Genomic DNA, 17274 nt, shown 5'->3' on the forward strand with positions numbered 1-17274 from the left:
CAACAAATCGCCTAGTGCGGTGCGGCCAGCCCTCGTACGAACGGCGCCTTGCCCAGGGCTGTCCGTTCGAGGTGATCGGTCAGGTAAACATCAACCCGCGTTTCCACGACGCCGGCCTCATTGAGCGCGCTGATCACAGCGGCGCGGACTCCCTCGATGGATACCCCTGGTACGAGGCCCGCCAGGAGCACGCGAAGCCCGGACGGCTCCTGGATGACCTGCCACCCCGCACTCCCGGCTTCATCGAGTACGTGGTGGAACACGATCGGATGGACATATATTTTGCCTGCCTTGCCTGGCAGCTGCAGGACGTCTTCGATGCGCCCTTCGATGTCCTCCAGAAGGGTGAAGGAGCGCCCGCATGGGCAGCCCCGTGCGCCCAGCCTCACTGTGTCGGACATTTCGTAGCGGATCAGCGGGAGGGTCCGGGAGAACAGGACGGTCACCAGGAGCTTTGCCCCTGTTGTCCCGGCGGGCACGGGGTTCCCGGCCTGGTCCACGGGTTCGATGATCAGCAGGTCCTCGTAGACATGGCGGTTGCGGTAGGTGCAGGGGGAGGCGATCCCGGCCGTTTCGGTGGCGGCGTAGACATCGTAGGGGGCGCTTCCCCAGGCCGCCTCCAGTTCCGAGGCGGTGTGCGGGCTTAGCACTTCGGAGGCGGACATCACACCCTGCGGTGAGATGTGCAGACGTCCGGCGCGCTGCTCTGCCGCGAGGGGTTTGAGTGCTGAGGCGTAGCCGACCAATATTCTGGGCTGGAAGCGGTTCAGCGCGGCGACCGTCTCATCCATGGGCGCGGTGACGTCCAGGCGGAGGGCGGGGACAAGTCCGGAGCGCAGGGATGCACCGACGACGGCGGACTGGTGTGTGGGGACGCGGGAGCTCACCAGGGCCATTTTCAGCGGTCGGGTCAGCCCGGCGGAGATCCCGGCCCAGTCGTTCGCGCGGGCGTAGGACGCCAGGACGGTCCCCCATTCCGAACGGTTCCAGACGAAAGTTCCGCGCCGGCCCGTGGTCCCGGCCGTTGCCGCAGCCCACCACCGGCCTTTCCACGGCACCCCCGGGTCTCCTCCGCTCTCCGTCAGGGCCCGCAGGTGGTTCTCCAGATCCTCCAGCCTCAGGTCCGGTGTGGTGACGGCCTCGTCGAAGTGGTCCATCAGGTCCGCCTTCGTCACGGGCGGCAGCCGGTTCAGGGGAGCGTCGTGCAGCCCGGCGTGATGGCGCCGATAGAACTCCGATCCTGCGTAGGCTGCCCGGCGCAGCTCCTGCAGGGCGTGTTCCTGGTGGGCGGTGATCCGCGCGGCGTCCCAGTGGTCCCTTCTCCGCCATGCGGCCCGCAGGAACAGCACCCGGGAGATGAGGCGGAGGTCCATGGTGGGGGCCTAGCGGGTCCCGGCCGGGGCAAGCGGCCGGGAAGCGCGCGCCGTGGTGGCCTCGGGCGTTTCCGGCCGGGGCAGCCGCAGCCTCTTAAGTAGGAGGGCGTTGACGGCGACCAGGAAGCTGGACCCGGACATCGAGAGGGCCGCGATCTCCGGGCTGAGGACGATCCCGGCGAACGCGAAGACCCCGGCTGCGATGGGCAGCGCTATCGCGTTGTACCCCACGGCCCAGCCCAGGTTCTGGCGCATCTTCCGCAGGGTGCCTTTGCCGATCCGCAGGGCGATGGGCACATCCAGCGGGTCCGAACGCATCAGGACGACGTCGGCCGTTTCGATGGCCACATCGGTGCCGGCGCCGATCGCGATGCCGAGGTCGGCCTGGGCCAGCGCCGGAGCGTCGTTGACGCCGTCGCCGACCATGGCCACCCTTCCGCGCTGCTGCAGTTCGGCGATCTTCGCTGATTTGTCTCCGGGGAGCACTTCGGCGATGACGGTGTCGATGCCCAGCTGGCCGGCGATCCTTTGGGCGGTCGCTTCGTTGTCTCCGGTGAGCATGACGACTTCGATCCCGGCTTCGTGCAGGGCCGCGACGGCGGCGGCCGCGGTTTCCCTCGCGGCGTCCGCCAACGCGATCACCGCCGCGGCCCGGCCGTCCACAGCGACGAGCACGGCAGTCCGTCCGGTGGCTGCAAGTTCGTCGCGCACCGCGGCCAGCGGTCCAAGGTCGATGCCTTCGTCGGCCATGAGTTTGCGGTTGCCGACCAGCACCCGGTGCCCGTCCACGGTCGCTCCGGCCCCGTGACCGGGAACATTGAGGAAATCCGAGGCCGCCAGCGCGGGTGCCCCGCGCTCCCGGGCGTGTCGGACCACGGCCGCGGCGAGGGGGTGTTCAGATTCCTGCTCCACCGCAGCGACCAGCGTCAGGAGTTCGTTTTCGCTTATTCCGTCAACGACGACGTCGGTCACTTCAGGTTCGCCCTTGGTCAGGGTGCCGGTCTTGTCCATCACGACGGTGTCTATCCGGGCAGAGACTTCCAGGGCGGTGGCGTTCTTGAACAGGACGCCGCGCTTGGCACCGAGTCCGGTTCCGACCATGATGGCCGTCGGCGTGGCAAGCCCCAACGCATCGGGGCAGGTGATCACGACGACGGTGATGGCGAACAGCAGGGCGGCCTGGACGCCGGCGCCGAGGGCGAGCCAGGCGGCGAACGTCACGGTTCCGCCGATCAGGGCGACCAGGACCAGCCAGAACGCGGCCCGGTCGGCCAGCCGCTGGCCCGGAGCCTTGGAGTTCTGGGCTTCCTGGACGAGGGCGACGATCTGGGCCAGGGCGGTGTCGGCTCCGACCTTGGTGGCCCGGACACGCATCGTGCCGGTGGTGTTGATGGACGCGCCGATCACTTCCGAGCCGATCGTCTTGGTCACCGGAAGGCTCTCGCCCGTGACCATGGACTCATCGACCTCCGACTGGCCGTCCTCGACCTCCCCGTCAACAGGGATTTTCGATCCCGGCCGGATCAGCAGTAGGTCCCCGGTCAGGACGTCGGAGGTGGGGATCTCCACGGTGTCGCCGTCTCGGATCACGACCGCGACCGGCGGCGCAAGCTCGAGCAGCGTACGGATGGCCTCGTTCGCCCCGCCCCGTGCGCGCATCTCGAACCAGTGGCCCAGCAGCACGAAGGAGGCAAGGACGGTGGCAGCCTCGTAGAACACTTCACCGCCGCCGGTGAGGGTCACCCAGACACTGTAGAGCCACCCGGTGCCCACGGCGATCGCGACCAGGACCATCATGTCCAGGGTGCGGGCCTTCAGCGCCCGGTAGGCGCCGTCGAAGAAAATCCAGGCAGAGTAGAAGATGACCGGCAGCGACAGGATCAGGGCCATAACGTCGTCGCGGAGACCGAACGGCGTCGGGGCGGTGAAGCCGAACATGTCGCGGCCCATCGGCGACCACAGGGTCACGCCGATGGAGAGGACCGCGGCGACCAGGAACCGGTTGCGCATGTCCTTGACCATGTCATCCATCGACATTCCGGTATGGTGTCCGCCGTGGCCCATCATGTCCTGCGGGGTCCGGGGCATCTCACCGTGCGGGCCGGGGGCATGGCCGTCATGGCTGTCCGCCGGCGGATGGACATGCCCGGTGTGCGTTTTCGCCGTTTCCGGCGCATGACCGGCTTGCATGCCCGGGTGGTCACCCTCGATTGGATGCATATGCTCCATTGGCTGGGCCGCGGCGGGGTGGATGTGTCCGGACGGCGGGTGGCCGGCACCGGTCTTCGTGGCGGTGTCATGCGTCATCCCGGGCGTGCGCGTGGTTTCGTCCATCGGGTAGCAGACGTGGTCGGGGACCGATTCGCCCCGGCAGTGGTATCCGCAGTCCCGGATCCACCCGGATATCTGCTCCACCGAGGTCACGGACGGGTCAAAGCTCACGGTGGCGGTCTGGGCGACCGGATTTGCGTCGACGGTGGCGACTCCGGGCCGCTGCAGCAGCACGTGTTCCACGACCGTCTTGGAGGTGGCCCAGTGCAGGCCGCGCACTTCCACGACAGTGCTTTTCAGAGGCGTGGTCACTGCTCCGCCGGCGGCGGGCTTCGGGTCAGTGGTCATCGTGCGTCCTTTCGCAGGGGTGTCCGTGGAGGGCAACGGGGAGATTCACCCGCTGTCGGACCTTCACTGCGTAGAGGCTCCCGCCTGAGACGTCGTTTTCCGGTTACCCCGAACGTATACCCCCTAGGGGTATACGTCAAGGCGGGTGCGCCATGTCGGTTCACCGTTCTCCGCGGGCGCGTCGAAGGACAGTGAGGCGGGCGGTGTATTCGCTCTCATCGATTTCGCCGCGGGCAAACCGTTCGGCGAGCAGATTGTCTGCGATGCCCGGACCCGGTGCGCCGGGCTCGTACCGGGGGCCTCTTGCTCCCATGGCGCGGGCGAAGAGGATGATGGCGGTGATGATGGCGCCCCAGAACAGGACAAAGCTGACCCCCATCACGATGTAGCCCCAGACGCCCATGTTGCCGTCCCAATACATCATCGCTGTTTCCTCCCTGCGCACGGATGTACCAGTGCCTCTGCGTTCACTATCGTCCCGGGCGGTGCGTGGCGTCAGAGTCTTTGGTCCCTCTGCTCTTCCCTGTTCCGCGGCGGGGTTGGCGGAGCACAAGCCAGAGGGAGGTCAGGACCAGACCGGTGCCGGCCGCTGCCACCGGGGGTGGCCGTTCCCCGGGAAGGAACAGGGAGACGCCGATGCCAATGACGGGCACGAGCAGCGTCCAGGCAGTCAGGAGGTCCAGTCGGGAGTGCGTGGCTTCTGTCCGCTCCGGCGCCGATGGCCATCACGGCGGTCCCGGCAAACATTGCGGCGAAGGCAACCGTGACATTCGTAACCCCCATCAGCGTGATCAGCGCCCAGGTCCGCCGCCCCCGGGGCAGGCCCCTGCGCCGAACCAGGCAGAGCAACAGCAGTGCTGCTGCCGCGATCAGTGCCCTCAGGGCCGCGAACCACAGGACCAGTGCGTCCTGCAGGCCCAGTCTGATGGCTAGAAAACACAGGCCCCATGGGGCGGTGATCCAGAGCATGGTCCCGGGGCGGGTGCTCCCCTGCCCTCTCCCGCGGCTGGCCCGTTCATCGCGCGTCCGGGATCAGGGGCCGAGCTGGCGCAGGTGGCACTGCTGGATCAGTTCGACGGCTTCGTCGATGTCATCGGTGCTCCGCAGCAGGCGGATGTCATCGGGGGCGATGAATCCCTGGTCCTGGAGCCGCTCCCGGATCCAGGCCATGAGCCCGGCCCAGTGCCCGGTTCCGATCAGGACCACGGGGAACTCATGGATTTTTCTGGTCTGGACGAGGGGCAGGGCTTCGAAGAGTTCATCCAGGGTTCCGAACCCGCCGGGAAGGACGACGAAGGCCGAGGCGTACCGGACGAACATGAGTTTCCGGGCGGAACCGTGCCCCCATCGTCCGGGCCACCGCGTAGCGGGGATCCCCGGACCCGGGGCGTGCCGATCCGAACACAGCGACTGCCTTGCCCACCCGAGCGGAGAGCAGGCCGAATCCGGCGTCGATTTCGGCGCTGATCCGTTCCAACCGGACCGTGTATTCGGCCGGGTCGGCCATTGCCGCGAGCAGTTCGTCGTCAGTCATTTTCATGACGGTGCCGTTCCGGGGTGCATGCGGCAGTTCAGGTTGTGTTCCCCGGGTTCTTCGGCTGTGAGTCGTCCGTCCTCGACGGTAATGACCCGTTTGGCGGCCGTCCGGAGCCGCTGGTCATGGCTGACGATGATGACCGCCCGGTTTTCCCGGCAGGCCGTTTCACACAGGAGAAGGGTCACGTCCTGGCCGGTCTTCGCATCCAGGTTGGCGGTGGGTTCGTCGGCGAGGATCAGCCGGGGGTCGTTGGCCAGGGACCGGGCGATGGCCACGCGTTGTTTCTCTCCGCCGGAGAGGTCCCGGGGCAGGTTCCGCAGCCGGTGTCCGAGCTGGAGCTGCTCCAGCGCCATCCGGGCCTTGGCGCGGGCCTCTTTCCGGGGCACTCCGGCCGTGACGAGGGGCATCATGACGTTTTCCTCCGCGGTCAGGGCCGACAGCAGATTGAAGGTCTGGAAGACGAAGCCGAATTCCTTCAGCCGCAGCCGTGACAGTTGAGCGGGTCCGAGGGTGGACGTGTCCTGCCAGGAGATGAGGATCCGGCCGGTCGTGGGGGACATGAGGGTGCCGATCATGGACAGCAGGGTCGTTTTTCCGGACCCGGAGGGTCCCATCACGAGCACAATGTCCCCGGCGTCAACGCTGAGGGATACGTGGTCCACGGCGGTCACTGCGGTGTGTCCGGCCCCGAAGGTCTTGGACACGTCTTCGACCGAGACGACGCTCATGCGCGGAACACTTCCGCAGGGTCTATACGGGCCAGCCGGCGGACCGGCAGCAGCGAGGACACCACGGCCATGGCCAGGGTGACGGCGAAAATCCAGGCCGCATCGAGCCAGCGGATTTCCGTGATGAACTCCGGAACAAAGGTTCCCGCGGCGGCGCTGACGGCCAGGGCGAGGTCCGCCCCGACGATGTACCCGAGCACGGCTGCGGTGACGGCCTGCTCCACCACTACGGTGTAGAGCCGGCGGTTGCTCACCCCGATGGCCTTCAGGACACCGTATTCGCGTGCTTTTTCGATGGTCGAGGTGAAGATGGTCAGGCCGATGACGGTCATGCCCACGGCGATCCCGATCAGCAGCAGAACCAGGATGATCGGCAGGAAAGTGTCCCGGACGATGTTCGTATTGTTTTCCACGAACCTGTCCTTGGTGATGGCATCCACCGCCGGGTCGGCTTCGATCCGGGACGCGACTTCATTTGCGTCGGTGCTGTCTTTGACCGTGACGAGGAAGAAGTTGGTGGCTCCCGGAAGCTGGAGGATGCTTTCGGCGTCTTCCTTGGTGGCGAATGCGAAGGAGAAGCTGAGGATGTATCCGCCCTCGGAATAGCCGGCGACTTTCAGCGTCCTGCCGGCGACAGGGATGGTGTCCCCGATCCGAATGTTTTCGCTGCGTCCGACCACCCGGTCGATGATGATCTCGCCCTTGTCCGGGACGGCTTTGCCCTCGACCACCCGTGCGGGGGCCCCGACGTTGATCTCCGTGTCGTCGGCGATGACGTAGACGTTGATGTCCTTTCCGTTGTGCGCAAACGCGACGCGGCGGCCGCTGAACGGTTTGGCGCTGGCGACTCCTGGAACACCGGTGAGAAAATCCCGGACGGTCAGGGGCAGCACGGACGGGGTGTGGAACATGTCCGTCGCGCCGGTCTGGGTGATCCAGTAGTCTGCCGGCACGGTGCGGATGTATTCGCCGATCTTGTTGCTCCAGCCCTGGTACAGGCCCTGGATGCTCATGATCAGCAGCACGCTGAACGCCACCCCGCCGACGCTGATCAGCAGCCGGGTCTTTTCCTGGACCAGGTTCTTTATCGCCAGGAACAGCATGGAGCCATCCCCTCTGCCGTGTCCGGCCGCCCGGCCCTCACAGATCTCTGCCTACAGTTTCTGCCCGGTGACGGCGGGGCGGTGTCCGAACCGGGGGACGAACCCCGGGACCTGCCGGCGGTAGGCGGCATAGGCTGCGCCGAATTCGGCGTCCATCAGGCGTTGCTCCTTCCGGGCCAGGCGCAGGTAGACGATGACCAGGACCGGGAACATCAGCAGGGTCAGCAGCGTGGGCCACTGCAACAGGAACCCGGCCATGATGGTCAGGAAACCCGCGTATTGGGGATGCCGCACCGTGCCGTAGGGTCCCGTGGTCGCCACGCGGTGGTCCCGTTGAGCCGCGAAGAGGACCTGCCAGGACCGGTAGAGCAGGATGAACCCTGCCGCGATCAGCACGTTGCTAAGAAGGTGCAGCGGGCTCAGGTGCGGATCCCCTTGCCAGCCGGTGAGGTCCTGCCACAAATGACCGGAGTTGTGGTTCTGGAGGTCCAGGCCCGGTATCCGGTTCCCCAGCCATCCCGAGAGCAGGTAGATCGTCAGCGGGAAGCCGTACATCTCGGTGAACGGCGCCACGACGAACGCGGAAAATCCGCCCAGCGCCCGCCAGCCCAGTTTCGTCCTGGGCCGGACGAAGATGAACGCGAAGATGATAAACACCGCCGAATTGAGGATCACCAGCCACCACAGGTCATAGCTGTAGTCAGTGGACATGTCCGGCCCCTTCCCCGCCACCCCGGGCCGGCCGGCGCCGCCGTGACCCCCGTGGCCGCCGTGCATGAACATGTGCATGCCCATCATGAGCACCACCCACAGGTAGGGCAGTGCGTCCAGGACATGCAGCCAGTGGTTGGAGATCAGGTACACGGCGGCTCCGGCAATGAGGACGGTCAGGGCCTGCGTCCAGGGCGGGGACGGCCGCAGCGGCGGGAACTGCTGCGGGTCGGAGATGCTGCTCATACCCCCGAGTGTCCCGCCCGGTAGTACCCCAGAGGTGGAGCCTAACGGCCCGCAGTACGTAGAGGCGGGCGAGGCCGCCCGGGCCAGCCACCCCTTGCGCAAGATACCCCCATGGGGTATTCTTTGTGTGTTGCCAGTGACGTGGTTTGTCCAGGCCCGGGCCGTTACAGCCGTTCAACCGCAACAGCTCTTTCCTATCCCTCGCTTCAAAGGAAAACTGACATGTGCGGAACACTCGAAACACGAACCCAGCTCCCCCTGGCCTCCACGGCGCAGCAGGGCTGCAGCTGCTGCTCGCCCGCCGCCGAAACGCGTGTTGCGGCGACGGCCGCCGCCAGGTCGGAGGTTGCGGCATCCTCCGCGCAGTACTCCCTGGAAGGGCTGACGTGCGGTCACTGCGTCCGGACCGTTGAACAGGCCGTGTCCGGGGTACCCGGGGTTAAGTCGGCAGCGGTGGACCTGGTCCCGGGCGGAATGTCGCGGCTGAGCGTTACCGGCACCGCGGACCGGGAGGCGCTGGCTGAGGCCGTGCGCTCCTCCGGCTATGTCCTGGCCGGCGCGAAGTAGCCTCCACACGCTCCGCCGGACGCGGTCAGCACGGCGCCCGGGACCGGCCCGGGGATCAGTGGCCTCCGGTGTGGTTGCCGGTGTGGTCCACGGTGGGTACCGGGCCGGGAGTCACGTCCCCTCCGGTGCCGCTGATGGCCGGGCCGATGACGAACGCGGACAGGGAGAACATGGCGGCGAAGACCAGCAGTCCCAGCGCCGGTGCAATCCAGCTGCCGAACCGCCGGTAAAGGCGGACCAGCATGGGAATGGACGCCAGGAGCCCCAGCGCCCCGAACAGCGCGGTGCCGCCGGATCCTGCCACGAGTGCGGTCCCGGCGAGCAGCCCGACGTGGTGCAGGACATGCGGCAGGAGCCCCATGATCAGGCCCACGGCGCCGACCACCGTGTGCCACAGCGCGTGGAGCCTGCCCCGGACGGTCCGCACTGCCGGAACCGTCCCGCCGTCGGGGCCGGGCACTGGGTGCAGATGGGAGGAGTGGTCAGCGGTCACGGCCGCTGCTTCCGGCGCAGAGGTTCCCCTGGGGGGTCAATGGAGACCTCATTCGTCGCCGGTCCGGGACCGGGTCCGGACCACCAGCACCGGACACGACGAGTGATGAAGGACCTGCGTCGACACGGAACCGAGCAGCAACCCGGTAAATCCGCAAGACCGCGGGAACCCACCACCAGCAGGTCCGCGTTCTCGGCCGCCCGCAGGAGCACGGCGGCCGCGCTGCCCTGAACAACGTCACCGGTCACCGTCACACCCTCGCTGTCCACACGCTTCAGGGCCTCGTTCTGGAGGCGTCGTGCGGTCTGAGGGAAGACATCCGGGTCCCGGATCGGGCCTTCCATCCCGACCGTGACGGGAGGAACTCCCACGCGGTCACGGCCCTGACCTGGCCGTGGCGCAGCCGCGCCTCCGTGACCGCCCATTCCAGTGCGAGGCGGGAGGGGGCCGAACCGTCCACCCCGGGCCACGATCCTGAATCCTGTTTCGCCGCCCATGAGCGCCGCCCTCCGCCAGGTTCTTTACATGTGTTGCCCATAGTGTCGTCCCCGTATGGATTTGACCGCAAGGGCCGAAGATCCCGGCCCGGTCACCTGGACCGGTGGGCGGCGTGGGGAAACGGAATCCGGCGCAGGATCGTTGTATCGGAGAGTGGCCGCCACGGCCGGTAGTCTTTGAACAGAATGTCCGCAACGGAAGGGAGGAGGACCGTCATGACCGCACCGGCACACACCGCCGCGATTGCGTTCCTTCGCCGTGCGGGCCTGTTCGCCACCGTCCTGGCCCTGATTGCCGGGATTTTCGGCATGCACGTCATGACTGCCACGCATGCCCTGCACTCCCCGGCCATGGCGGCGGCCACTGTCAACGCCCATCACGAGTCATCCGATTCCGGCCACAGCGGAGATCATGCTCCCGGGCCGGCTTCTGCCCCGGCCATGCCGGCGGCTCAAGGTGATGAGAGCACGCGGACCGCGCAGTGCACCGAGTCGGGTAGCTGCACCGGCATGCAGGCCATGACCGGGTCCTGTACCCCGTCAGCCAAGACCGGCTCCCTGGCCGCGCCGCTGCCAGGCACCGGCATCATCGGCCGAAACATCACCACCGGAAACCTCATCGCGATCAGCGCGCAGTGGTCCTACCGTCCGGGCAGTCCTTCACCGGGCGAGCTCTGCATCAGCAGAACGTGAAACAGGGGCCCCGCGCTGTGACCTGTCCGGCGCCTGTTTCTGCCTGACTCGCTTCTGAGACGGGCGCATCACTGATGCACACACTCCCCTGGCGCCCACGCGCCCACTAATGTCTTGAAGGACTTAAACAGCCATGATGAACACGAAGTTTCTGACCCTTTCCGCGACCGCCATCGCTGCGGCACTCGCCCTTGCCGGCTGCTCAACCGGCACCTCCACACCATCCGCCACCTCCAGCAGCCCCGCTTCCTCCGCCAGCTCCATGCCGGGAATGGGCCAGGGCCCCGGGATGATGTCCAGCAGCGCACCGGCCTCGACCGAACACAACGCGGCCGACACCATGTTCGCCCAGGGAATGATCCCGCACCACGAACAAGCCGTGGAGATGAGCGAGATGATGCTCCAGAAGAAGGACATCCCGGCAGCAGTGACCGATCTGGCCACCAGGATCAAGGCGGCCCAGGCACCCGAGATCGAAACGATGACCGGCTGGCTCAAGAGCTGGAACGAATCCGCGACCATGGGTACCGGCCACACCAGGGACGGCATGATGGGCGAGGATGACCTGAAGCAGCTCGAAGCGGCCCAGGGCACCGAAGCGGCCAAGCTCTTCCTGAAGCAGATGATTGCCCACCACCAGGGCGCCGTGATGATGGCCAAGACCGAAACGTCGCAGGGAAAGAACGCCGACGCAATCGAACTCAGCAAAAAGATCGTGACCGCCCAGGAAGCTGAAATCAAGGAAATGCAGGACCTGCTGGCCACCCTCTAACAACCGGTGTCCTCCGGCGCCGGCCCTCACGGGCCGGCGCCATCCCTGCCATTTCACAATCTGAATCCCTGGAGCCCCCATGCCCATCCACTCCCGTCCCCGGGTCCGCGCCACCACAGCTGCCTTGGCAGCCAGTACCGGCCTCATCTTTGCCCTGTCAGCATGCAGTCCGGCCTCCGTCCCGGCAGGACCCGCCCCGGCCAGCAGCACCGGCAGCACCATGCCCGACGCCCACATTCACGGCCTGAGCGTCAGCAGCAAAACCGGCCAGGTGCTCCTGTCCACCCACGACGGCCTGTTCGACATGACGAATCAGCCCGCTGCCAAAATCGGGGCCACCAACGACCTGATGGGCTTCACCGGCGGCACCGACCACGGCGTCCTCTACGCTTCCGGACACCCCGGCGCGGACTCCGACCTGCCCAACCCGCTCGGGCTGATCAGATCCACCGACGGCGGGAAAACCTGGGAACAGCTCTCCCGGCAACGCGAATCCGACTTCCACGCGCTCACCGCCACCAAATCCGGAATCGTCGGCTTCGACGGCACACTGCGCACCAGCCCGGACGGAAAAACCTGGAACACAGTGACCACGGATTTCGTCCCGGCCGTCCTCGCCGGAAGCCCAGCCGGCGACACCGTCCTGGCCACCACCCCGCAGGGGATCCGACGCTCCACCGATAGCGGGAAAACCTGGAGCGCGGTGAGGTCCGGACCCGTGATTCAGTTCGCGGCGTTTGCCGGCCCTACGGAGGCCGTCGGAGTCGCACCGGACGGGACCGTCCACTACTCCGCGGACGCCGGTGCGACCTGGAGCCGCAAAGGCCAAATCCAAGACACCGTCCAGGCTATGGCCGCGGTGAAGGGCCCGGAGGCGAACCTGTCGATCTGGGCCGCGACCGCCGCCGGGATTGTCGTCTCCACCGACGGCGGAGCCACCTTCGGGCCCGCCGACGCTCCCTGACCGCTGATGCGTGACCCGTTCATGCTCCTCTTTGGGGGATCCGTCGTTGCCGCCGCCATCGGGTTCTGGATTGCTTTCATCCGTCCGGGCCGGAGGGCAGCGGGCAGGCGGATCGGGGTGCAGCGCTGGGTATTGGCCGGCTGTGTTGTGCTGGCTGCGGGCGGTCCTGATATTGCGGCCGCATATGGCATCGGCACGTCCTCCCCCGGCGGGAGCGGCATCACGGTGGAGCTGGGCTTTGCCATGATGGTCCTCGCCGCAGTGTGGTCCATCTTCCGTGAGGAGGTCCTGCGCTACCAACTGCGGATCGGCACGGCTCTCTACGATTTTCCGAGGCCGGCAGATCCTGCGCTGGTTAGGGCCGCCGAAAACACCGGCGTCTTCCTTCGCATTCTGTTATTCCTTCTCGGTTTTGTCATCGTATTGGCCACGCTGGTGCTTCGCTAGCAGACCGGGGCGTAGTCTCCATCCTGACGAGGCTGACGGGCCGGCTATCACGGGTCCCGGGCAGCCGTGATAGCCGGGAAGGGCGGTCGCCCACCATTACCCGGTACCAGGAGGCGCATCATGCACCTACCGTGTTGCTGGCCATGCTTGACGCCAACCCCAGCCCGCCGAGGTTGAAGCAAGTCCATTCGCTTCAGCTCGACGATTGCGGCGGAACTAGACCGTCTCGTCAAACCAGTCGCAGATGATTGTGGCGGCTTCCTTTGGGTGGGAACACATCCAGAACACTCCGCCGTTGACTTCCACAAACCTCTTCTTGATCGGTGGAAGCCTGCGGTACAGGTCCGTCAGATACGACGGATCGGTCCATCCCCTTGAGGGGACCAGAAACATCGTGGGTACTTTCAGGGCAGAGAGAGGGCCAGAGGGCGCCGTTGAAACCAGGGACATGACCGCGGAAAGCGGGTACCACCGGTCGAAGCCAGGATCTCTTAGATAGCCTTCCTTCACGAGACGTGTCTCGCGCTCCCGGTTCCCTTCCATGTCTATCAGGTCTTCGAAGTCCAGGTAGAGCGATACGGGTACGGGGGCCCAAGGAGCAATCCTGGACAGGATGCGCAGTACCGGAAGGAACAGCTTTCGTCGTCGGGCGGCACCTCTGCCTGTTAAGACCGCCCTGAGAAACTGTGCCTCGGTCAGAACTGCCGGGGAGTTCTGATACACAGCGCTCTTGATCGGCCCATGGGACAAAGCCAGATAGAAGACCGCGAACCCGCCGAGGCCTTCACTAAAGACCCCGAGCATGTCGCTGTAAGTACCCGAGATGCGTTCAACGGCATCACCGTGCCGTCGCACGAGCTCACCGACAGTAGCCCCACCGTGCTTGGGCATGATGAAGACGTTGTAGCCCCTCAGATGCATCTGGTATCCCAGCTCCGCGAACACGTGAGCGTGGCCGGCTGACCCTGGCGAGACCAGAATATTGGGGGCATCCTTGCTCCTTTCGAACGTCAGTAGTTCAAAACGCTCCGAGCCGGATACGAAAAACGATGTATGCAGATTCCGATCGATCACTTCCGGGTCTGAGTCAAGAACGTAATGACTCTTCCAGTAGCCGGCACTCATCATTGCTGCAGTTTCCTTCCTCGGCGCCGCCCGCGCAAGTGGATGGCTGAGCATAGCGGGGGCTGCACGACCCGACTTCGAGCGCGACGACAGCTCACCAATCCCGCGCACGCCGTCGGTTCGGGAGGCATGAACAACCAGAAGAGGCGGGACCGTCTTCACCCGACCTCCCGGGCCATCCAAACCTGCCACACTCCCGCTGGTTCAGAACGGGGTCGGCGGCCTAGCCCCGGATCGAGTTGGCAACGGGCAGCACACGAAGCGTGTTGACGGCCGCTGCCCGCCCGAGGAGCATGAGGGGCGGGCGCAGAAGAGGAACCGGGGCGAGATGCGGCGTAGGCGGGGAACAGCATCGGCTGCCTTATTTCGCGTGATCCAGATGGCGCTCATCCCGGTGGGGACAATCGGTTACTTGTGGGCTGTGCCTAAGCTGCTCGTCTTCAGCCGGCAGACGCGTGTGTCGGCGACCTGTTCGCTTCGCTCTACACGCGATACATGCAGCACCGCTTAGGGGCCAGAGCGGACGAACCCGCTGCGCGGCTCATGATGGCCATGCCCAATGTTTCCCGGGCCGGCTTCGCACTGGAGACCACACCGACGATGGCGGCTCATTTCCTGACCGGCTACGTTCCCCGGATCTACCGCTATCCGTACGAGGGCGAACCCCCCCATGCGACACCAGCAAAGCGCACGGACCACCTTCTACGACGCCGCCCTCGCCCGGCACCTCCCCGGCATCAACCAGCTGGTCATCCTTGGCGCCGGCATGGACACCCGCGTCCACAGATTGTCCCCGGAGGACCATGTGCGGTGCTTCGAGATCGACCAGCCCGAGACCCAGGCGTTCAAGCTGAAGATGATGGAGACCGCGGGGCTTCCAACGAACCAGGCCACCTACGTGGCCGCCGATTTCCAGGCAGAGGACTGGTTCGAGAAGCTTGCCGAGGCCGGCTTCGACTCCGCCGGGACGACGTTCTTCCTCTGGGAGGCAGTGACCATGTACCTGGACCGCGCCGCCGTCGAGTCAACGCTCCAACGGATCGCCCGGACGGCCCCTGGCAGCGTAATTTCCTTTGACTACTTTGACGCCGGGGTCATCGCATCGCCGACACCTAATATGCGCTACCTCCGGGCAACGGCGAAGTTCGCGGGCGAGCCGCTCACGTTTGGGATCGACAACACTCCCCCGGCCAGGAAGCGCGCCGCGGAGTACGTTCGGGCTTTCGGCCTGACGCTTGAGGAGCACCGGAATTTCGGGAAGGAGACCCGCCGGCGGCGGGCCCCGGCAGGATTCGTGACAGTCACGGTCGGCGGGCCGCCTCCGGGACAAGTCAGCAGGCTCCGTGAAAAGGGAACACTGAACGCCCGACAAAGCGTTCCACGCGCGGGTTCCCGGGGACCCGGGTGAATGCGCGGCTCCGGTAGGAACTGCGCCGAGCTTGGCGAGGTGTAAGCCCTGCCCTCCAAGGCCGAAGTGACACGGAAAAGTGGCCGGTCACCGATCGGACCTGGGCCGGGACCTCGGACTCTACCCATTGGCCGACGCCCCGCGAAGAATCAGAGTACTAACAACAAAGCGGAAGGCGCCGGTCATGATGTGGGGATACGGACAGGGCATGGGGTGGATGTGGCTCTGGGGTCCCCTCCTGCTCATCGGAATCGCGCTCCTGGTACTGGTGGCGGTGAGGGTCGCCGGCGGCGGCATCCGCAGCGGGTACGGTCCGCGCGGCCCGGACGGATCCGGGCCGCCCCAGACCCCGGGAGGGAACAGGGCCCGCGAGATCCTCGATGAACGCTTCGCGAGAGGAGAGCTGACAGCGGACCAGTACCGCGAACAGCTCAGAGTGCTCGGTGAGGGCCGGTAGTGCAGCCCATCAGCCGCCGACAGGCACTGCTTCTGGGCGGACTGGGCGCTGCAGGAACAGCGGCCGGCGCCACCGGGATGATCTGGGCACTGTCATCCCCTCCAGACCCAGTTACCGGGGCCAAGCTGGTCCAGCCGCAGGACCAGCGAAGCGCAGACAGGCTGCTGCAGGTCCGGCTCGAAGCCGCACCCGGACAGATACTGCTGGCCGGGAAGCAAGCAGCCGCTCTTGGCTACAACGGGGGCATCCCCGGTCCGACACTCCGCGTACAAGCCGGCGACGTCCTGAAGATCAAGCTCGTCAACAACCTGGCCCAACCCACCAACCTGCACGTGCACGGCCTCCACGTTTCCCCCGAAGGCAACGGCGACAATGTCTTCATCTCCGTGGAACCCGGGAGCACTTTCGACTACGAATACACACTCCCCGAGGACCATCCCCCGGGCGTGTACTGGTACCACCCCCACCACCACGGAACGGTCGCCGACCAGATCTTCGCCGGCCTCTTCGGAGCGATCATCGTCGAGGACCCGGACCCCATCGAGGTGAGCACGGAACGGGTCCTGGTCGTTTCCGACACCACCCTGGACGGCCTAGGGAACATCCAGGCGGTCCCTGCGATGGAACGAATGATGGGCAGGGAAGGCCAACTGATCCTCGTCAACGGACAGAGCAACCCACAATTCACGGCCCGCCCGGGAGAACGGGAAAGATGGCGCATCATCAACGCATGCGTGGCCCGCTACCTCCGGCTCAGGCTCGACGGACAGCAACTGCAGCTCCTCGGCATGGACTCCGGCCGCTACCCGCAACCGGAAACGGTGGATGACCTGCTACTCACGCCCGGAAACCGGGCAGACCTCCTCGTGACCACAACAACCGGCGAGTCCGCCCTGCGCGCTTTCCACCACGACCGGGGAAACATGCCGGGAATGATGGGATCCGGAGCCCGGAACCCGACCCAGCCGGACGGCACCGCGCTGGCCACCTTGCGCGTATCAGGCGAACAAGCCGCGCCCCTGGCCGCCGTTCCCGCCCTCAAAGGGCCCGAGAACCTAACGTCATCCGCAATCGCCGCCCGCCGACAGATCGTTCTGGCTGCAGGCATGGGCATGGGCGCCAGCGGCATGATGCGGTTCACTATCAACGGCAGGGAATTCAACGAGACCAGAACAGACACAACCGTTGCGGCCGGGAACGTCGAAGAATGGACACTGACCAACACCAGCCCGATGGACCACCCATTCCACCTCCACGTCTGGCCGATGCAAATCATCGAGGAAAACGGCCAATCAAAGACCACCGCTGTCTGGCGGGACGTCGTGAACGTCCCCGCGAACGGGCGCGTGAAGGTCAGGGTGGCTTTCAATGACTTCCGCGGACGGTCCGCCTACCACTGCCATATCCTGGACCACGAAGACCTCGGCATGATGGGCGCCATCGAAGTGCGGTGACGAACTCACACAGACGCACAAGCAAGTCCCGAACAACCCGCAACCACCTTGCCCATAAGGGGACCGCTCGTTGTCCGAGC

The 17274-nt window shown here is 66.1% G+C and carries 20 protein-coding genes and 2 pseudogenes; 8 read left to right on the top strand and 14 right to left on the bottom strand.

Features of this window, described 5'->3' with window-relative positions; translation table 11 throughout:
* Positions 1-11: 11 nt before the first annotated feature.
* From CXQ91_RS05450 to CXQ91_RS25685, 10 genes and pseudogenes are all read right to left on the bottom strand, one after another.
* Positions 12-1373 carry a phenylacetate--CoA ligase family protein gene (locus CXQ91_RS05450; RefSeq protein WP_104172920.1) on the bottom strand — a complete coding sequence of 454 codons (1362 nt, stop codon included), beginning with the start codon at positions 1371-1373 and terminating at the stop codon, positions 12-14.
* 9 nt (positions 1374-1382) lie between these two features.
* Entirely contained in the window at positions 1383-3992 is a 2610-nt protein-coding gene (locus tag CXQ91_RS05455; RefSeq protein ID WP_181038786.1) for a heavy metal translocating P-type ATPase, read from the bottom strand.
* 160 nt (positions 3993-4152) lie between these two features.
* Positions 4153-4416, bottom strand: a complete 264-nt coding sequence (locus CXQ91_RS05460; RefSeq protein ID WP_181038787.1) for an SHOCT domain-containing protein — start codon at positions 4414-4416, stop codon at positions 4153-4155.
* 71 nt (positions 4417-4487) lie between these two features.
* On the bottom strand, positions 4488-4961 hold the full coding sequence (locus CXQ91_RS25680) for an EamA family transporter (RefSeq protein WP_374953627.1): 474 nt from the start codon (positions 4959-4961) through the stop codon (positions 4488-4490).
* A 63-nt stretch (positions 4962-5024) separates the two neighbouring features.
* Positions 5025-5312 (bottom strand): LOG family protein, encoded by a 288-nt coding sequence (locus CXQ91_RS05470; protein WP_104172921.1) that lies wholly within the window; start codon positions 5310-5312, stop codon positions 5025-5027.
* The gene (locus CXQ91_RS24725; RefSeq protein ID WP_181038788.1) at positions 5251-5526 is read right to left on the bottom strand and encodes a hypothetical protein; all 276 of its coding nucleotides are present in this window, start codon (positions 5524-5526) and stop codon (positions 5251-5253) included. Before CXQ91_RS24725 ends, CXQ91_RS05470 begins: the two co-directional genes overlap by 62 nt.
* A gap of 2 nt (positions 5527-5528) precedes the next feature.
* Positions 5529-6257, bottom strand: a complete 729-nt coding sequence (locus CXQ91_RS05475; RefSeq protein ID WP_104172922.1) for an ABC transporter ATP-binding protein — start codon at positions 6255-6257, stop codon at positions 5529-5531.
* Positions 6254-7360, bottom strand: coding sequence for an ABC transporter permease (locus CXQ91_RS05480; protein WP_104172923.1), 1107 nt, complete (start codon positions 7358-7360; stop codon positions 6254-6256). The genes CXQ91_RS05475 and CXQ91_RS05480 overlap by 4 nt, the downstream gene beginning before the upstream one ends.
* 51 nt (positions 7361-7411) lie before the next feature.
* Entirely contained in the window at positions 7412-8071 is a 660-nt protein-coding gene (locus tag CXQ91_RS05485; protein ID WP_374953634.1) for a methyltransferase family protein, read from the bottom strand.
* Positions 8072-8110: 39 nt separating this feature from the next.
* Positions 8111-8317 (bottom strand): annotated as a pseudogene (locus CXQ91_RS25685) (DUF2933 domain-containing protein); the annotation flags it as partial.
* A gap of 222 nt (positions 8318-8539) precedes the next feature.
* Here CXQ91_RS25685 and CXQ91_RS05490 point away from each other — a divergent pair.
* Complete coding sequence (locus CXQ91_RS05490) at positions 8540-8884, top strand: heavy-metal-associated domain-containing protein (protein WP_181038789.1); 345 nt, start codon at positions 8540-8542, stop codon at positions 8882-8884.
* 55 nt (positions 8885-8939) lie between these two features.
* Here the strand turns inward: CXQ91_RS05490 and CXQ91_RS05495 are convergent, their stop codons facing one another.
* From CXQ91_RS05495 to CXQ91_RS25620, 3 genes and pseudogenes are all read right to left on the bottom strand, one after another.
* Entirely contained in the window at positions 8940-9377 is a 438-nt protein-coding gene (locus CXQ91_RS05495) for a hypothetical protein (protein WP_104172926.1), read from the bottom strand.
* 48 nt (positions 9378-9425) lie between these two features.
* Positions 9426-9721, bottom strand: a pseudogene (locus CXQ91_RS25690) (universal stress protein).
* Positions 9652-9915, bottom strand: a complete 264-nt coding sequence (locus CXQ91_RS25620; RefSeq protein ID WP_374953628.1) for a universal stress protein — start codon at positions 9913-9915, stop codon at positions 9652-9654. Before CXQ91_RS25620 ends, CXQ91_RS25690 begins: the two are co-directional and overlap by 70 nt.
* A gap of 175 nt (positions 9916-10090) precedes the next feature.
* On the opposite strand from CXQ91_RS25620, the gene CXQ91_RS05505 reads away from it, so the two are divergent.
* The 4 genes from CXQ91_RS05505 (at position 10091) to CXQ91_RS05520 (ending at position 12750) form a co-directional block, all read left to right on the top strand.
* Positions 10091-10567, top strand: a complete 477-nt coding sequence (locus CXQ91_RS05505; RefSeq protein ID WP_104172927.1) for a hypothetical protein — start codon at positions 10091-10093, stop codon at positions 10565-10567.
* A gap of 133 nt (positions 10568-10700) precedes the next feature.
* Positions 10701-11339, top strand: a complete 639-nt coding sequence (locus CXQ91_RS05510) for a DUF305 domain-containing protein (RefSeq protein WP_104172928.1) — start codon at positions 10701-10703, stop codon at positions 11337-11339.
* Positions 11340-11418: 79 nt separating this feature from the next.
* Complete coding sequence (locus tag CXQ91_RS05515) at positions 11419-12303, top strand: F510_1955 family glycosylhydrolase (RefSeq protein WP_104172929.1); 885 nt, start codon at positions 11419-11421, stop codon at positions 12301-12303.
* A gap of 6 nt (positions 12304-12309) precedes the next feature.
* Positions 12310-12750, top strand: a complete 441-nt coding sequence (locus CXQ91_RS05520; RefSeq protein WP_104172930.1) for a hypothetical protein — start codon at positions 12310-12312, stop codon at positions 12748-12750.
* A 216-nt stretch (positions 12751-12966) separates the two neighbouring features.
* On the opposite strand, the gene CXQ91_RS05525 is transcribed toward CXQ91_RS05520, so the two are convergent.
* A complete protein-coding gene (locus CXQ91_RS05525; RefSeq protein WP_104172931.1) occupies positions 12967-13878 on the bottom strand; it encodes a hypothetical protein in 912 nt (303 codons plus the stop codon).
* Between the two features lie 643 nt (positions 13879-14521).
* On the opposite strand from CXQ91_RS05525, the gene CXQ91_RS05530 reads away from it, so the two are divergent.
* The 3 genes from CXQ91_RS05530 (at position 14522) to CXQ91_RS05540 (ending at position 17194) form a co-directional block, all read left to right on the top strand.
* Positions 14522-15283: an SAM-dependent methyltransferase gene (locus CXQ91_RS05530; RefSeq protein ID WP_258073855.1), complete on the top strand. Its 762-nt coding sequence runs from the start codon at positions 14522-14524 to the stop codon at positions 15281-15283.
* Between the two features lie 184 nt (positions 15284-15467).
* Positions 15468-15740: an SHOCT domain-containing protein gene (locus CXQ91_RS05535; protein WP_104172933.1), complete on the top strand. Its 273-nt coding sequence runs from the start codon at positions 15468-15470 to the stop codon at positions 15738-15740.
* Positions 15740-17194, top strand: coding sequence for a multicopper oxidase family protein (locus CXQ91_RS05540; RefSeq protein ID WP_104172934.1), 1455 nt, complete (start codon positions 15740-15742; stop codon positions 17192-17194). The genes CXQ91_RS05535 and CXQ91_RS05540 overlap by 1 nt, the downstream gene beginning before the upstream one ends.
* Positions 17195-17274: the final 80 nt, after the last annotated feature.

The sequence above is a fragment of the Arthrobacter sp. Y81 genome, assembly GCF_002929335.1.
Taxonomy (GTDB): Bacteria; Actinomycetota; Actinomycetes; order Actinomycetales; family Micrococcaceae; genus Arthrobacter.

Bases quoted from the DNA above. Each gene is read 5' to 3' on its own strand.
- CXQ91_RS05505 (WP_104172927.1), top strand. From the start codon at position 10,091: ATGACCGCACCGGCACACACCGCCGCGATTGCGTTCCTTCGCCGTGCG.
- CXQ91_RS05455 (WP_181038786.1), bottom strand. From the start codon at position 3,992: ATGACCACTGACCCGAAGCCCGCCGCCGGCGGAGCAGTGACCACGCCT.
- CXQ91_RS05480 (WP_104172923.1), bottom strand. From the start codon at position 7,360: ATGCTGTTCCTGGCGATAAAGAACCTGGTCCAGGAAAAGACCCGGCTG.
- CXQ91_RS05520 (WP_104172930.1), top strand. From the start codon at position 12,310: ATGCGTGACCCGTTCATGCTCCTCTTTGGGGGATCCGTCGTTGCCGCC.
- CXQ91_RS05535 (WP_104172933.1), top strand. From the start codon at position 15,468: ATGATGTGGGGATACGGACAGGGCATGGGGTGGATGTGGCTCTGGGGT.
- CXQ91_RS05490 (WP_181038789.1), top strand. From the start codon at position 8,540: ATGTGCGGAACACTCGAAACACGAACCCAGCTCCCCCTGGCCTCCACG.
- CXQ91_RS05450 (WP_104172920.1), bottom strand. From the start codon at position 1,373: ATGGACCTCCGCCTCATCTCCCGGGTGCTGTTCCTGCGGGCCGCATGG.
- CXQ91_RS05470 (WP_104172921.1), bottom strand. From the start codon at position 5,312: ATGTTCGTCCGGTACGCCTCGGCCTTCGTCGTCCTTCCCGGCGGGTTC.
- CXQ91_RS25620 (WP_374953628.1), bottom strand. From the start codon at position 9,915: ATGGGCAACACATGTAAAGAACCTGGCGGAGGGCGGCGCTCATGGGCG.
- CXQ91_RS05525 (WP_104172931.1), bottom strand. From the start codon at position 13,878: ATGATGAGTGCCGGCTACTGGAAGAGTCATTACGTTCTTGACTCAGAC.
- CXQ91_RS05515 (WP_104172929.1), top strand. From the start codon at position 11,419: ATGCCCATCCACTCCCGTCCCCGGGTCCGCGCCACCACAGCTGCCTTG.
- CXQ91_RS05460 (WP_181038787.1), bottom strand. From the start codon at position 4,416: ATGATGTATTGGGACGGCAACATGGGCGTCTGGGGCTACATCGTGATG.
- CXQ91_RS25680 (WP_374953627.1), bottom strand. From the start codon at position 4,961: ATGCTCTGGATCACCGCCCCATGGGGCCTGTGTTTTCTAGCCATCAGA.
- CXQ91_RS05485 (WP_374953634.1), bottom strand. From the start codon at position 8,071: ATGTCCACTGACTACAGCTATGACCTGTGGTGGCTGGTGATCCTCAAT.
- CXQ91_RS05475 (WP_104172922.1), bottom strand. From the start codon at position 6,257: ATGAGCGTCGTCTCGGTCGAAGACGTGTCCAAGACCTTCGGGGCCGGA.
- CXQ91_RS05510 (WP_104172928.1), top strand. From the start codon at position 10,701: ATGATGAACACGAAGTTTCTGACCCTTTCCGCGACCGCCATCGCTGCG.
- CXQ91_RS24725 (WP_181038788.1), bottom strand. From the start codon at position 5,526: ATGACTGACGACGAACTGCTCGCGGCAATGGCCGACCCGGCCGAATAC.